This is a genomic window from Prolixibacteraceae bacterium (assembly GCA_019856515.1).
Classification (GTDB): domain Bacteria; phylum Bacteroidota; class Bacteroidia; order Bacteroidales; family Prolixibacteraceae; genus Halosquirtibacter; species Halosquirtibacter xylanolyticus.
The window spans coordinates 2112102-2128922 of sequence record CP082230.1; the positions used below are offsets into that span (position 1 = coordinate 2112102).

At 38.1% G+C, this 16821-nt stretch carries 9 protein-coding genes; 8 read left to right on the forward strand and 1 reads right to left on the reverse strand.

Annotated elements, in window-relative coordinates:
- Positions 1–579: 579 nt before the first annotated feature.
- The 6 genes from K5X82_07535 to K5X82_07560 all read left to right on the forward strand — a co-directional run bounded on the left by K5X82_07535 (position 580) and on the right by K5X82_07560 (position 9026).
- Positions 580–3339 carry a TonB-dependent receptor gene (locus K5X82_07535; protein QZT38742.1) on the forward strand — a complete coding sequence of 920 codons (2760 nt, stop codon included), beginning with the start codon at positions 580–582 and terminating at the stop codon, positions 3337–3339.
- A 10-nt stretch (positions 3340–3349) separates the two neighbouring features.
- Entirely contained in the window at positions 3350–4600 is a 1251-nt protein-coding gene (locus tag K5X82_07540; protein ID QZT38743.1) for a DUF4876 domain-containing protein, read from the forward strand.
- Positions 4601–4700: 100 nt separating this feature from the next.
- Complete coding sequence (locus K5X82_07545; protein QZT38744.1) at positions 4701–6215, forward strand: hypothetical protein; 1515 nt, start codon at positions 4701–4703, stop codon at positions 6213–6215.
- A 15-nt stretch (positions 6216–6230) separates the two neighbouring features.
- On the forward strand, positions 6231–7115 hold the full coding sequence (locus K5X82_07550; GenBank protein QZT38745.1) for an ABC transporter ATP-binding protein: 885 nt from the start codon (positions 6231–6233) through the stop codon (positions 7113–7115).
- Between the two features lie 2 nt (positions 7116–7117).
- Positions 7118–7795, forward strand: a complete 678-nt coding sequence (locus K5X82_07555; GenBank protein QZT38746.1) for a hypothetical protein — start codon at positions 7118–7120, stop codon at positions 7793–7795.
- Between the two features lie 22 nt (positions 7796–7817).
- The gene (locus K5X82_07560) at positions 7818–9026 is read left to right on the forward strand and encodes a DUF4857 domain-containing protein (protein QZT38747.1); all 1209 of its coding nucleotides are present in this window, start codon (positions 7818–7820) and stop codon (positions 9024–9026) included.
- 73 nt (positions 9027–9099) lie between these two features.
- Here the strand turns inward: K5X82_07560 and K5X82_07565 are convergent, their stop codons facing one another.
- Positions 9100–13128 (reverse strand): response regulator, encoded by a 4029-nt coding sequence (locus tag K5X82_07565; GenBank protein ID QZT38748.1) that lies wholly within the window; start codon positions 13126–13128, stop codon positions 9100–9102.
- Between the two features lie 275 nt (positions 13129–13403).
- On the opposite strand from K5X82_07565, the gene K5X82_07570 reads away from it, so the two are divergent.
- Entirely contained in the window at positions 13404–15350 is a 1947-nt protein-coding gene (locus K5X82_07570) for a ComEC/Rec2 family competence protein (GenBank protein QZT38749.1), read from the forward strand.
- A 63-nt stretch (positions 15351–15413) separates the two neighbouring features.
- Positions 15414–16748: a Trk system potassium transporter TrkA gene (gene trkA / locus K5X82_07575; protein ID QZT38750.1), complete on the forward strand. Its 1335-nt coding sequence runs from the start codon at positions 15414–15416 to the stop codon at positions 16746–16748.
- The last annotated feature ends 73 nt before the right edge of the window (positions 16749–16821 follow it).

A 16821-nucleotide genomic window follows, 5' to 3' on the forward strand; every position in this document is an offset into this window, starting at 1 on the left:
ATCATAGAAAAAGAGTAACATGAACAATAACACAAAAGAGGCCCTAACACCTTAATCTATATTGATTTTAAAATAATATTACTGTAGTATTTTTTAAGAAAATATAGTACCTTCTCATTAGAGCTGTACATTTTCGTTCGTTTCGTAAGTTTTCGCTATCTATTCCATAAAAAATGTTGTTTTTAGCAAGAGATATTTTTCTTTGTTAAAATAGTTTTTATGTGGTTATGGTTTGCCGATTGCTACGAATCTTCTTGGTCTATTCACATGGCTTTCTATGACAAATCTTATTTTAATCATCATAGGGTTTGCATAGAATGATCGCTTGAACACATTTAGATGCACCATCTGATTATTTTCACAATTAGTTACAATATGTAGTTATTGTAAACATTCTAATTCGATTCTGATACTTTAAAATAAATAGTGTCACTATTTATGATGATTTTCACTTAATAATTAATCAATTTTTACGATTTCAGTTTACTATACAATATTATAGTTTCGCTAACTAAATTAATGCCATAAATATCCATCGTTGCTATAACCATGTGATTAATAGCATTTCAAGTTTGTGAAATGAATCATCCCAAAGGCTCTATTCTACTATATATCTTATTGCTCCTTGCTTCTACAAAAGTATTAGGACAGGATATTCGTGTCCTATATGGTAAGGTGATAGATGAAACAGATCATCAACCTATTGCATCTGCATTTGTAGAGATTGAGGATCTAGATCTATTTTCTATTACCGATTCGTTAGGTTTATTTCAAATACCATTAAAATCCAATTGCAACTATTCTGTTGTTATAAGATCATTGGGGCATAAGCTAGCATTCACAACGTTACTATTTAAAGGGAACGAAAAGAGACACCTTTTTATGCTTACACCGATGAGTTATAATATTGATGAAATAACCGTTATCTCACGGGAGTCGAAGGCAAATGGAACGGCTTCAAATATTGGACAGAGTGCATTACAACACCTTCAGCCGACCAGTTTTACAGATGTCTTACAACTTATTCCTGGAGGACAATTGAAGAACAACAATTTATCGAGTCCGAAGTGGATCAGGCTGAGAGAGCCAAATTCGTCGTCTTCGTCAAGTAATAAGGGGTATAATAACAATAGTTCGTTTGGAACCTCCTTTATTGTTGATGGTGTGCCTTCAACAAATGATGGAAATATACCAGCCTCTTCAAATCAGTATATGTCAAATTTAGATCTATCCTCTAAAGGGCAGGACTTACGGTTGATTCCTACCGATGGAGTGGAGAATATTACGATTATTAGAGGTATACCGTCGGTAAGATATGGTGAGGTTACGAGTGGGGTGGTCAAGATTGAAAGAGATTATAAAAGAACACCTTTAAAGATACGCCTAAAATCGAATCCTGCGTCTAAGATGGTATCTATAGGGAAAGGGGTATCACTATTTCCAAAGAGTACGCTTCATAGCAACTTTAGTCTATTAGATTATAAACAAGATGCACGAAACCCTAAAGTGAATTACAAACGATATATTGGATCGTTGCGTTTTCAGTATCAGAATCAATCAAACCATTGGATGATTAAAAATCAATCAAGTATTGATTATACTGGATCTTTCGATACCTCAAAGAGAGACGAAGAGGTTGATATTGCCGCAGGAAGCAGTTATGAAAATGATTATAATAAGATATCATTCTCCGGCAGTAGTAGTTTAAGCCACACGAAGAGTCGTTGGTTCTCCTCATTTCAGTTACAGTATGGAATCTCCTCAACCAAACAACAACAGCACATTACAAAAGCGGTCAATGGCGAACGAATGCCTGTGCTCATAAATCGAGATAGTGGTGTATTTTACAGTTCACACCTTCCGACATCCTATATATCGAATTATGTCCACGACAATCATCCTCTTTCACTCTATGGTAACATGGATATAAACCTTCACAGTACAATATTTGGGGTTAAACATAAGCTATTAATGGGGATGACCTGGAACTACAGTAAGAATCGAGGTAGAGGAGAGATCTATGATATAAATCGTCCGTTGAATCCGAGCAGTGGACGTCCAAGAGATTATAGTACCATACCCTCTTCTAATAAATTATCTCTATTTGTAGAGGATCAATTCACTATGGATATTGGGAAGTTACGTTTGGATACACGTATCGGAATTCGATCGATAAGATCATTGGGGATGTCAAAACACTATCACCTTTCGGGAAAGAGCTACTATGATCCTCGAATGAATAGCGCACTACATCTTCCTTCGATTAATATTCGAGGGAAAGGCTTAAAGACCACCCTCTATGCTGGTTTTGGATGGCATACGAAGTTACCATCTATTTCACAACTCTATCCTGATCTTATCTATATGGATCAGATACAGTTGAACTACTATTCACAACAAGAGCATTTGCGACAGATTAACTATAAGACCGATATCATTGATCCTACCAATGTAAGTATGATGGCTAATCGAAATAAGAAAGTAGAGATTGGACTAGGATGGGAGTATGGGGATATGAACCTTCAAGTGACAGGATATATTGAAAAGATGACCGATGGCCTTCGATCGGTTGGTAATTATCAAATTACAAACTATAAACTGTATGATGCGGAGTCAGGACCAAATATATCTACACTAGAAACTCCTCCGACAGTCGATATGTTTGACTACAAGGAGATGAGTAATTTTCATGTTTATCCACAAACGGTCAATGGTACACAAGAAGATAAATGGGGGATTGAATATCAGTTAGACTTAGGAGATATACAACCTATTACATCGCGAATATCTATTAATGGTGCGTGGATGGTTTCGAAGTATACGCTTACGAGTGCTGAATACAGACATCCAGAACAAAGATTTAGTAATAAACCATATCCATATTTAGGGTATTATGAATGGGATAGAGGACAGCGGTATGAGCAGTTTAACACGAACTTACGTTGTGATACTCATCTCAAAAAGTATGGGCTAATCTTCTCATCAATTCTGCAATGTATGTGGTATGAGAAGCGTCAGACAGAACCAAATGATGGGAAGCCCTCCTATTACATAGATAAAACAGGCCAACAACATCCATTCACAAATCAAGATATCACGGATCCATTGCTCCGTTTTTTATATAGTAAACCACATCCAGAGCTGTTTGTGGAGAATGTGATTCCGATTGCGATCGACTTTAATATTACTGTTTCAAAGACCATATCCAAAATGATTGAACTCTCTTTCTATATCAATCGTATCCTCCGATATACCCCTAGTTATACAAACCATACGGGTTATAAGGTGGTTCGAAAGAGGTCCCCATATTTTGGAATGGAACTAAATATCAATATATAATTCAAAAATCATGAACTTTAGATTAAAAAATCTAGCCTTATTAATGGCTTTCATTTTCTTATACTCTTGTCAAAAAGACGAAGATACGATCATTCCTGTTTCAGATGTAAACATGTCCATTGAGCTTCCCAAGACACTAGAAGACAAGGAAGTGACGTTTAAATCGGGACAATTAACACTTGAGAATGTAAATACGAAGAAGAAAACGACTCAAGAGCTTACCTCTACCATTGTACCAAAACTAAGTTTGGAAGATGGACTTTACAATGTTCTTTTAGAAGGAGAAGTTGGTTATACCGCTTCTGACGCAAGTAAAAAGAAGGTTGATAAAACAAGTCAAGTAAGAGGACGTATAGAGAATGTCGAAGTAAAAGGAGGAAAGATTACCGTTGAACTACCTCTGTTTATCTACAGTAAGACCGCAGGATTTGTTATCTCTGAAATCTTCTTTGCAGGTACACGTACCGCAGATGGTAATCAGTATGATTCTGACACCTTCTTTGAGCTTTATAATAACAGCGATAAAACATTGTATGCCGATGGTCTTTGCTTGGCTCAAACATCTCTGACCACTGATGATGCATTGAATCAATTTAGCCCTGATACACGTCTGACGGAAACATTAATCTCTGATCTATATCGTATTCCAGGAGATGGAACAAAGTATCCCGTAAAACCAGGGCAGACAATACTAATTAGTAATGTGGCCATAAATCATAAAACACAGAACTCTAACTCATTCAACTTATCGAAATCAAACTTCGAATGGTATGATGCAGGAACAGTGGATGTCGATGTACCAGAGGTTCCTAATTTGGAAAAACTTATTTCTGCTAATGCCAATTATATGTGGTCACTACATAATAGAGGCCATAAATCATATGTACTGTGTCGATTAGACAAGAGTGTTACTCCAGACTCTTTCGCAAAGAGCAATCCATTTAAATATTCTCATATGTTTGTTATGGGTGATTTTAAAATGCAGATGGATGAAGATACATGGAAAATAGCAAACACTACAATCATTGATGCTGTAGAGCTAAGTACTCCTTCAGGATACCAATGGAAGACGTTGGCTCCTGATTTGGACCTATCATGGACACACTGTGGCGATGGTGATGGCATGAGATATGGAAGTAGTGTGAGACGTAAAGTAGATCATAAAGAGGGGGATCGTGTGGTTCTCTTGGATACCAATGATTCGGCATTTGACTTCCATGCCACGGCAATACCATCACCAGGTGTGGTAGAACAAGAATAATATAGGATAGTTATACTTTATCTCATTTCAAGATAGGAAAGGTATAATGCCCGCTTTATGTGGGGTTTATACCTTTCCCATTGCCAACACTTACCACATTATGATGAAACGCTTCATATTGTCACTGCTTACTGTTCTTTCTGTGGTATTGGGATATGCACAGAAGAAGCATGTGACCATTCAATCACAACAAGAGATACAAGTACAGCAACTGCTTCATCACTTCTTCGAGAACCCAGCTCTAACATATATGTTCTATGATCAGTCCTATGGGGAGGTAAAGGTTGGAAATACCTTACAACAAAACAGTGAGATATACGACCCAATGTTAGGCAGAGCAAGCAATACCATAAGTTTTGATGCTTTCTCCTTCAAAAAGAGTAAGCACCATAATGTTTATGGACGTGCTATATATCGAAACCGCATTACAAGAGACATTCAGTGGAATAATGTAGAGAATCATCCATTGGTATGGCCATATGTGGTCGCAGATTCTATTGGGGGGAAAGCCTATATAGAACAATATAGCTTTGATGGTGCTTGGAGTAGGCAATATCATAAGATGAGAGTAGGACTACAAGCCAACTATCTAGCCAGTGAGTCTAATAGGAAATTAGACCCAAGAGCAAAGAGTTTAACATGGCATTTACAGCTTAAAGGAGGAGTGTCATGGAAAGTTTCGCCAAGATATGTCGTCGCTTCCTATGTTCATTGGGAACAATATGAACAGTCACATAATATTATTCATATGAAACCAGGAACAAGCTCTAAGATCTTTTATTTACAAGGCTTTGGGCAAAGTGATTCAGGGTATGATAAGATTATATCTGAAGGCAAGAGCATTGCAAATACGTATGAAGTCAATACAACAAATGTTTATATGCAATTATCGCCTTACACAGGAACAGGATGGCTATTTAATGTTGGGCTTGGTAGAAGCAATTTATCTCTGTTTGAAGAGAATAATCACTTGGTAAACACATACCACTCTAATATTTACAATGGCGTGTTAGGTTACACTACAAATAGTGGTTTGGACCAGTGGATATTTAAAGTAACAACCCATTACTATCAAAAAACTGGGCTAGAATATGAGCGCAATACGATAGATGAGATTATCAATACCATGCCGAGGTATCGTGAAACAGACTTACAACTTAAGTCTAGTGTCCTATGGGTCCAAAACAGTTCACATCTCTCCCACTTACATCGTTTGGGCATTTATTATAATTACAATAAAATGGACTACAGTGCATGGATGGCACGACATAAAAACAGTAAAGAGATATCTGGTCTTCAACTTCATCTGGAAGAGGGATTAGAGGTCTCAAAAGGGAGAAAAAGCTTTAAGGTTAATGCGGGGTTGAAATATTTTCACCCTATCACACATAAACTCTCTAACGATGACACCAATACCACAATATATAATGAGTTGGTGCAACCAATATACCTATCGGAGAGTACCTCACGTTTAGATGTTTTCCTTCGCTTAAGGGTGGACTTTCCAATCACAAAAAGACATCTTTTGTTTGTTGAGTCTAAGGTCAAAACATCATGGTATAAACAGTATGAATCGAATAATGTATGGCAAGCAGCTATTGGAATGCTGCTTTAAAAAAGGATACTAATTATGGAGCCAATAGTAACTTGTGAGAACCTAACCCATTATTATGGAGATAGGTGTATATATGAGAATCTTAATTTCGAGATACCTAAAGGTCGTATACTTGGACTATTAGGAAAAAATGGGACAGGTAAAACAACGACTATTAATATTATGAACGGATATTTGCGTCCCACCTCTGGTCAATGTCGAATATTTGGAGAGCGCTCTGATGCACTTACTCCCATGACCAAACAAAAGGTCGGGCTTCTCATCGAAGGTCATGTACAGTATAATTTCATGAATATTGAGGAGATAGAGAAGTTCTATGCAGCCTACTATCCACAATGGGATAAGACGGCCTATTATGAACTTATGAAACTTCTACAAATTGGTCCGAAACAGAAGATCTCAAAGATGTCGTGTGGTCAAAAATCACAAGTCGCTCTAGGATTAATACTTGCACAGAATGCAGAACTATTGATTCTAGATGACTTTTCTATGGGACTCGACCCTGGTTATCGTATGCTCTTTGTGGACTATCTTAGTGAGTATGCAAGAAGCCAGAATAAGACGGTCTTTGTGACTTCCCATATTATTCAAGATATGGAACGTCTTATCGACGACTGTTTGATTATGGATTATGGAAGAATCATACTTCAAAAACCAGTCAAAGAGCTGATGGAACAGTTTCACCATTTCAGTTTTACAGGTTCGGGAGCAGAACGATTGGCTGGTCTAGAGAATATATATAGTGCATCGGAACGAAACAATAAGAGCGATTTCTACGCCTTTAACACCCCGTCTCAGATCACAACAATACTCCAACAAAACGGTATCAACAGGAATGATGTAGTATCAAGGAAGCTGTCACTAGAAGAGATATTTATTGGTTTAACAGGAAAATATTAGCGATGAAGAAAGCACTATTATTAAAAGAGTGGAAGAAGTTGAAATGGGGTAGTCTATTCATGTTTTGTTCTTACATTCTACTTCTAGGGTATGAGTATTTAAAAGTAGATAGAGCCATTCGATTTACTGGGCTTGAGCATCTATGGGATGTCATCGTAAATAGGAATCAATTTCTATTTAGTGAGTTAAAATACTTCCCTTTATTCTGTGGTGTTGTATTTGCTTTGGCACAATTTGTTCCTGAGATGACACAAAAAAGGATCAAACTATCTCTTCATCTACCAATGAAAGAGAGTACTATTATCTGGACGATGTTGGGATTTGGGTATGTCAGTCTCACCATATTCTTCCTATTCCAAGTTGTTACGCTCACTTGCTATTTACAAACGATATTTCCTATACAGATTATAGCTAGCACGTTGATCACCTATCTGCCTTGGTTATTGTCAGGACTTGCAGGATATGGATTGTGTGCATGGATATGTTTAGAGCCGTCGTGGAAGAGACGAATCTTAAACCTTATCATCACAGGAGCCATACTGCCCTTCTTCTTTCTGACATCCGTACCAGGAGCTTATTCCAATGCCCTTCTATATTGTTTCTGTATTCCTCTATACGTATTAGGTTTTGGTTTTCTATCCGTATATCGATTTAAAACCGGAGTACAAGATAATCTATAACACATACACAACTTGAACAACAATGAAGAATATAAAATATCTACTGATTATCATTACCACCGTTATTCTTTCGTGGGCTATGCCCTACAGCTATCATCTAATCTACGATGTGGCACCAAGCAATGTTTTCACCTACTATAGCTCCGTTGATCATGCCTTCTGTAAAATCAATTTTGATGAAAAGGAGGAGCGATTGATTCGAATGAATGTCAATACAAAGAAAGAGTATACCCAAATGGAGTTTGATAGTATATTGCCTCTATTTTTTTGTAGACAACTACTGGCGGATGGACGTATGCCTGAAACGATTGATGGATATGCCATTACTCCTGATGTGATTAATGAGAAAACATTCAACTACAACTATAGTCCTAAAGATAAGAATAGACCACATATCCCCCTCTATACTTTATTTGAATCGATCTCTGGACGTGTACGTTTAGAGATGCCTGGAGATATGTTTCGAATCACTGATAAGATAGAGTTTCTACGCCCCTCAAGTAAAGATGTGGATCGGACCAAGAGTGATAAGTTCCAGAAGGCTTTAGAGGCAAAAGGGTTCTGTTTTCCAGCAACCCAGTTGGCAGGAAATCCAAATCCTCGTAAACCATACGAAGAAGGGTACCTTATTTTAGACCAACAGAATCAACTATTTCATCTAAAGATGGTAAACGGAAAGCCATTCGTAAAACAGATCACAATACCAGATGGTCTAAGCCCTCAATTTATTGAAACACAAGAGCCCGCAGATCGTAGTTTCTATGCTTTTGTTTTTGGATCAGATGGAGAGGTATTTACATTGACAACAGATAACTATTCATTCCAAAGATTACCAATACCCCCTTTCGACCTAGAGACAAATCAACTATCTATCATGGCCAATCCGCTATATTGGAATGTCAGTGTGATCTCAAGAAAAGGACGAGAGAATTGGGCAATATCGACACAAGACTATAGCATTGTAGATAAATACATAGAGAAGAGTGCCCCGAACAAAGCACACTTCACCCAATATGTCTTCCCTTTTTCAGTGGACTTTACATCCCCATACAGCTCCTTTATAAGGCCTGTAATCTACTTTGGAAGCTATTGGGTTGCACTTGGGAATATTGCATTGGCTCTACTTATGCTTTTCATATTCCGTGGTAGAAAAAAAGAGAATGTTCTATGGACCCTACTAACAGGAATCTATGGATTTATTGCCACGCTACTATTTAATCGAGTAGACTAATACTCTCTTTAGAACTTCAAGACGAAAGGAAGCGATAAATTTCGCTTCCTTTTTAATAATTATATTTTCGGAGTTAACGAACATATTTAGATGGAGAAACTCCGAAGTGTTTCTTGAAGGCAATAGAGAAGTATCGTGGAGAGCTGAAACCGGTATCATATGATATCTCTGAAACATTCTTCGTGATATCGTTCACTATGAGATCCGCAGCTTTCTTTAATCGAATGGTGAGGATGTATTCATTAGGGGTTTGTCCAGTGATAGACTTAACCTTGCGATAGAATATGGTTCTACCTAATTTCATCTCGGCAGCGAACTCATCAACATTAAAGTTTTGGTTCAATAGGTTGGCCTCAACGATATCTGTCATTCTAGATAGGAATTCACTATCCACTATATTTCTTGTGATACTCTTTAAGCTCGCCTGTGGGTCGGCATTAATACCCTCTTGTACTTTTCGCCTATTATCAAAGAGATTGTTTACCTGTACTTTTAGCATCTCTGCATCAAAAGGTTTGGTGCAATATGTATCCGCCCCCTTCTTAAATGCTTCAATATGATCTTCATCGGTATTGAGACAGGTTAATAGAAGTATGGGAATATGGCTGGTGTTTAGATTACGCTTTAACTTCTCTGTCATCTCGAAGCCCGACATTTTAGGCATTAGGATATCAGATATAATAATGTCAGGTTGTAGATCTAGTGCCATGGCTAGTCCACTTGTACCATCATCTGCTGTGCGCACGTTATAGTTGTCAATAAAGATGTTGGTTACGGCAGTACGTATCTCAGGATTATCATCCACTATCAGGAGTAACGGTAGGTTTGAACGCATGGGTTTATGAATCGTTTTTGCCTCCTCTATATTTATTGGTATTGGAAGATCTATTGCAGACCTTTCAGGCCTAGATTTAACAGTAATCTCATGATCTTCGAAGTGGTTACACCCTCTGTCAAGGAAGATGGTAAAAGAGGCTCCATTATTTTCATTATTCATGCATTTAATGGTACCGTGATGTGCTTTCACAATGCTGTGTGTCAAAGCCAAACCTATACCAATGCCAGAATAAGTATCATGGGTGTACTTTGACTCATGATGATAGAAACGGTGGAATATCTTGTCAATATCTGCTTCAGGAATCCCCTCCCCATTATCTTGAACCGTGATGGCAATCTTGTCTTCAAACTCCTTTAGGTGAATTGAGACCACCCCTTTATATTCTTTTACGTGCTTGATGGCGTTAGAGATCAAGTTATAGAACACTTTGTCCATCTGTACCTCATCGTAATATAGATTACACTCAGGCACATCAATGTTTAATTGATACGTTATATTCTTGTTTTTAGCAACTACACGAAAACTTTCGAAGACTTGATAAATGGAGGTAACCATATTTTGTTCTTTAATAGCAAGCTTTAGGTGACCTTGTTCAATCTTCCTAAAATCTAATAGTTCGCTACTCAAATTCTTTAGTCGTTTGGCATTTCGATAGGCTGCATCTAACTGGTTATCCTGATTATCATTCACCATTCTATCTTTATATAGCGACTCTAAAGAGCATAGAATAATGGTTAGAGGGGTCATAAACTCATGACTAATATTGGTAAAGAAACGCAGTTTATGTTGATTTAAAGTCTTAATATTCTCTTTTTCATCACGCTCTTTATCGATCTGATACTGTAACTTCAATCTACTTAAATATATTCGATGGAGAATAAATAGAATCAGTAAAACGATGATGCCATAGACCATGTATGCTCCCCATGTCTGTGATAGAGGAGGGAGTATGACAACTGCGACTTCTCGTGTATCTGTAATAGGGTTATATGCTACGTCGGTAGCGCGTACCTTGAATGTATATTGCCCTGGATCAATATTGGTATAGGTTGCGGTGGTCATATACTCTGCATTGACCCACTTTTGGTCGAACCCCTCGAGCTTGTATTGGAACTTGTTATTTAGTGCATTATTATAATTGAATGATGTAAAACCAATGGTAAAGACGGTATGTTCTGGCTCTAGTGTAAATCGATCTACCACTGCAATATCACGAGACAATATCTTGGAGTCGTCGTTTGCACGTACCTCTTTGTTGTTCACAGAGAGACTAGAGAGGTTGACTTTTAGATGTTGATTCTTCTGCAATAGATCTGTCTCGTTGATCGAGATCAATCCATCTATTCCACCAATAAACAGCTCTCTATTTTTTGTATATAGTAGTGATTTATAGTTTAATTCTCTCAATGGCAAACCTGAAGAGGCGGTGTAGTTGTAGAATATACTATCGCTGATATCTAATAGAGACAATCCCTTGCTTGTAGAGATCCATAGATTACCTTTTTTGGTTAACTCCATACCATAAACAAAGTCACTTGGAAGCTGATTATTCTTCCTGTCAAACACCGTAAAGCGGTCTTGATTACGATGATATAGACATAATCCGACCCCATCTGTAGCCACCCACAGGTTGGAGTAACGGTCTTCGACAATCTCATTTACAAGAGCACGAATTTTCACCCCTTTGTTGTTTGTCGTAAAATATTTCCTCAATTCGCCATTGAATAGGTCGTATGCAAAGAGACCTCTAGCGCCAGCAACCCAAAGGATATCGTAACTATCGATAAAAAGCATTGTTGCTTTTGCATTGAGCAAATGGTTCTTATCACTTTTAAAAGGATATGATTTAAACTGCTCATTATTGGGATCAAATTGAATAACCCCACCCTCAGTGGCCAAAAGGTATGTACCGTCATATGGAATGATATCAAATACAGTTAAAGGAAATTTGTCGGACTGTGTCTTATTAAAATGTTTAAAACGTCTCTTCTTTATATCTAATACACTCAAGCCCCCCATATAGTTTCCGACCAAGAGTTGGTTGTTATTTGTAATCTGAAGAGATTTAATATTAGATCGAGCCACACCTTTATTACCTAAGCCACTGGGATAGTGTTCAAACTCTTTCTTGTGGGTGTCATAGAACAGAAGGCCTGCCCCCTCTGTGGCAATCCATAGGTTATGATCTTTATCCTCTACGATATCACCCATCACTTGAAACCTGTCGTCACTGCTATCGCTAGATATCTCATACTGTTTAAAGACCTTGTTTTCAACACGACCATAGTTAATTCCACCAAAATATGTTCCGACCCATATATTGTTGTCTCTTGACAAGTAGATGCTATATATCGAATTATGACTTAACTGATGACTGCCCTTTCTGTTCGAATCGATTGTTTTAGTACTCTTGTTCTTCAGGTCAAACACTACAAGGCCTTTGAAGGTTCCAATCCATAGTCGTTTTTCGCTGTCTTCCACCACACTTCTTACACTCATGCTGTTTAGATGGAATGGAGACGAGTGGAGATCAATCTTCTGAAACATCTTTGTCTTCGTATTATATTGCAACAGACCATGATATCTCGTCGCAATCCACACACACTTATTTGTATCCACGTAGATAGAGTTGGCTTCCAAACGTCCTTCTATAGGGATATCAATATACTCCTCCTGATCGTCACTAACACGAATTAGTTTCTTGTTGCTTGAGACCAACCAGAGGTTGTAATCTCTATCTTGATAGAAGGTTCTAACTTTGACGTCTATATTCGCTAATACGGCAGACTTCTCAAATACCTTTCTAAGCTTATTGTATACCAATATACCATGGGTGGTAGCAAGAAGTAACGTGCCGTTGTAGGTGCCAATATTCATGATATTAACAAAAGGATAGCGCTTGAATTGAAGAGTCTCTAAATCCAATCGTGACACAGTTGTTCCAGTCAATGCCCACAAATATTTATCCGTTTGTCGCAATGCAAGTACTTTATGACCTGAGATAGTTGTAGAGTCCCCAAGGATAGGGTAGAATGTTTTCATCTTACTGCCATCCCAACAGTTCAATCCATCTCGCGTACCAAACCACATACGACCAAGATGATCTTGGTGGATACATAGCCCAGAAAGTTCACTTAATCCATCTTCTAAACCAATCTTCTTGAATGAGATATTCTGAGAGAGAGAGAGTTTAGGAGTAAAGCAGGTGATGAATAAACATAAACAATATATGTAATTACGAGCATTTCGTAAAGTGATAGTCATATTATAGTATTTGATCTATTTAGCCAGACAATAATACGCCTTTTTTAAATTGCATACCCGATAATATTATTCATTTAACAGATATTTCGTCCACGACACATCTTTACATACAACGCTATAAACACTGTATATAAACACTTTACACTAACGTACAATACAATACCTTTGAGATCTATTTTTATCATTACTTACACAGCAATCAACGAAGTTACAGAACTATTTTAAACAGTTTTGTATTTCATATGTTCTCATCCATAGAGACGAAAGATAGATCTATGCATAGCAGAATACAGCATAAACCAGCCCCTCTGTTTCCCATTTCTTATGCCTTCATTTTAGGGCTAGGCATCAGTGCATACCATCCCCAAGGAGTCATCTTCTATCTTATACTCATGCTCTCCTTCGCTCTTTTTGTCTATTGGTCTCCAAATGAATTCCGTATCTCTTATACACTTCTTCAAATCATTATGGTGTTTATCGGCATCTTTTATTATCCTTCAGAATTACAGAGTAAATCTGCGACAAATGGACGACATCATCTGATCGTCGTGGAGGATAGAGGAGCAACGACAGATCACCATGCTTATGAAGTTCAGTCGGTAGACAAACAGAAAAAAGTCGTTCAGTTTTTGATGTATACCGATACCATTAAGCGTTATTGTCAAGGGGACCTTCTTTCCGCACAACTCTATTTCTTTAAGTCAGAAGATCAAGTTCCATCCTATTTATGGGACTATTCGAACCACCTAAGAAGTCAAGGCATAAGCTCAACAGCATATGCATCAGAGATTGTTACTGTTGAAGAGGGTGAGCAAAGACCAAGTTATCTACTTAATAGTATCAAACAATATATGTCAACGGTATGGCATGACGATCGTTTGTCTCAGCCACAACAAGCAATTTATGAAGCACTGCTCTTAGGTCAAAGGTCGTCTCTACCTTCCAAGATGGTCTCCATATTCCAACATCTTGGAATCGCACATATTCTGGCGATGTCAGGGCTGCATCTATCACTTCTATTGGGAATCATTACCATGCTATTAGCACCTCTTCTTTTCTTTAGGTGCACAAGAGCAGTAGCATTTATTATTGCATGGCTTATCTCGCTACTCTTTATTCTCTCGATACATGCCAGTGTATCACTATATCGTGCTATTACCATGCTATCGATAGGGTTTATCTATATTCTCTTTGCGAAACAGCAATCCTCATTACATATATGGAGTTTGGTCGTTATCGGGACACTGATTGTAGTCCCTGAGTGGATAAGCTCACTCTCATTCCAACTATCCATCGTATCCGTATTGGGCATTCTATGGCTTACGCCTCAATTAGAAGCACTCTACTATCCTAAACGGCAAACCATACGATATATCTTCACCTTGATATATGCATCATTTGCTGCCCAAGTTGCAACGCTTCCTTTGGTGCTTTATCATTTCCATCAATGGAATCCTCTCTCACTGTTTTGGAACCTTATTGCAGTCCCTATAGCCACCATTGAGATATATACAGGTATCCTACTACTGCTTCTTCACCCCGTGGATATTGTAGTGACCTACCTCTCTAAATTTATCAATCTCGTGACCACACTATTTTTTGATCTATGCGAATATATTGATACTACCGTAGTTCATGGCTTCACGAATCAGTACCTCTACCCTGCTACCTTTGTCATGATAGCTATTACTATAATCATCTTGTGCTCAACCATAATAAGAGAATATCCAAGATGCTCTCTGCTATTTATCTCTATCGGGTGGGCAGTAACAGTTCCCATATATAGTGGTCCTCATATCATATGGCGAAACAACAAAGCAGAACAGTGGGTGCTCTTTGTTAGCCAAAAGCAGAACATATTGTGGTACACCCCATCCCAACGTCATCCAGATGATTCATATTACTTAAACAGAATAAAACCTATCCTTGCATATTATCACTCTCCGTGGCACCTCATGCCCCAACTAGAAGTAGATAGTATACAGTTACGGAACAATGAATTTATCCATCTCTCCAATCATATTTTGTTTCTAAATGGACACTATCCAAGAGATACACAACTATTCGAATATCAACAGAAGCAAGGTAATTGGAAGAGACAAGCTCTTGATGACATATCCCAAGGTGATATCACACTAAAGCCCACGGAGCTGTTGTTAACAGAAGGTGAACGAAAGCGGACAAAAGAAGATTCAATCCGCCATCGCATGAAAATTAACTGAAAAGGCATATATTTGTCTCTACAACGGTACATACTGTTATAATTAATTACTAGGAAAGTTACTATGAATATTGTAATCGCAGGAGCAGGGGAGGTCGGCAGTCACCTTGCCAAAATGCTCACTTTCGAAAACCACGATATAGTGGTCTTAGATGAAGACGAAGAAAAATTATCGATGTTAGCCTCATCACTTGACTTGATGACGGTGGAAGGATCAGCTATTTCAATTCGTGATCTACGTGAAAGTGGTGCTGCTCAAGCGGACCTTTTTATTGCCGTGACTCCTTATGAAGAGCGTAACCTTATTGCTTGTCAATTGGCAAAAGATTTAGGTTCAAAGAAGACGATTGCCCGTATCGATAACCAAGAGTATCTGTTTAAACACAATCAAGAGAAGTTCGACCGTATGGGGATCGACGAATTGATTTACCCAGAACATCTTGCAGCGAAAGAGATTGTAGAGTACATCAAGCTCACCAACACCAGACAGGTACTGGAATTCTCTTCAGGACAACTTATTCTCTTTGGTATCAAGATTCGTGAACGTGGGGAGTTCGTTGGGCAAACGTTGGCAGAGATGTCTGAAACACTGTCCGACTTCCGTGTGGTTGCCATTAGTCGCTATGGAGAAACTATTATCCCTACCGGAAGTGATCAAATACTTCTTAATGACTTGGTCTTCTTTATCTCTAAAAAAGATAAGGTGGATGAGATCCTTAAAAGAGCAGGAAAACACAAATACAATATCAAGAATATCATGATATTAGGTGGTAGTCGTATTGGTGTAAAAACTGCCCTTCGATTGAAAGACCAATTCAAGGTGACCATCATCGAAGCCGATAAGAAACGAAGCCATAAGATCGCATCCAAACTAGATGATGCTATGGTGATTAATGGGGATGGTCGTGACCTCGACCTACTCAAAGATGAAGGCATCGATAAGGTAGATGCTTTTGTTGCTGTAACAGGAAATGCCGAGACCAACATCCTATCATGTCAGATGGCTAAAAAGATGGGAGTAAAACGTACAGTGGCAGAGGTAGAGAATATGGACTATCTCGACTTTGCTGAGAATATTGGTATTGGTGGAGTAATCAATAAAAAACGTATTGCTGCAAGTTATATCTATCGTTTTACGATGAATACAGAGGTGACCCACGTGAAGTGTTTAACGGCATCCGATGCAGAAGTATTTGAATTTGTTGCCAAACCACATGCTAGAATAACAAAGAATCCTCTTAAAGACATCCACTTTCCTGACGGGGTAAGTGTTGGAGGAGTCATTCGTGCAAACGAAGGGATTATTGCAAATGGAGCAACACAAGTACAGGTAGATGATCGTGTTATTATCTTCTGTTTACCCCATGCCATCCATAAACTAAGCAAGTTATTCAAATAGATCAACCCCCTCTTTCAAAGGGATACGATATATATAAAAGCCTCTGTTTTTCTCATAAAAACAGAGGCTTTTT

Bases quoted from the DNA above. Each gene is read 5' to 3' on its own strand.
- K5X82_07535 (QZT38742.1), top strand. From the start codon at position 580: ATGAATCATCCCAAAGGCTCTATTCTACTATATATCTTATTGCTCCTT.
- K5X82_07540 (QZT38743.1), top strand. From the start codon at position 3,350: ATGAACTTTAGATTAAAAAATCTAGCCTTATTAATGGCTTTCATTTTC.
- K5X82_07545 (QZT38744.1), top strand. From the start codon at position 4,701: ATGATGAAACGCTTCATATTGTCACTGCTTACTGTTCTTTCTGTGGTA.
- K5X82_07550 (QZT38745.1), top strand. From the start codon at position 6,231: ATGGAGCCAATAGTAACTTGTGAGAACCTAACCCATTATTATGGAGAT.
- K5X82_07555 (QZT38746.1), top strand. From the start codon at position 7,118: ATGAAGAAAGCACTATTATTAAAAGAGTGGAAGAAGTTGAAATGGGGT.
- K5X82_07560 (QZT38747.1), top strand. From the start codon at position 7,818: ATGAAGAATATAAAATATCTACTGATTATCATTACCACCGTTATTCTT.
- K5X82_07565 (QZT38748.1), bottom strand. From the start codon at position 13,128: ATGACTATCACTTTACGAAATGCTCGTAATTACATATATTGTTTATGT.
- K5X82_07570 (QZT38749.1), top strand. From the start codon at position 13,404: ATGCATAGCAGAATACAGCATAAACCAGCCCCTCTGTTTCCCATTTCT.
- trkA (QZT38750.1), top strand. From the start codon at position 15,414: ATGAATATTGTAATCGCAGGAGCAGGGGAGGTCGGCAGTCACCTTGCC.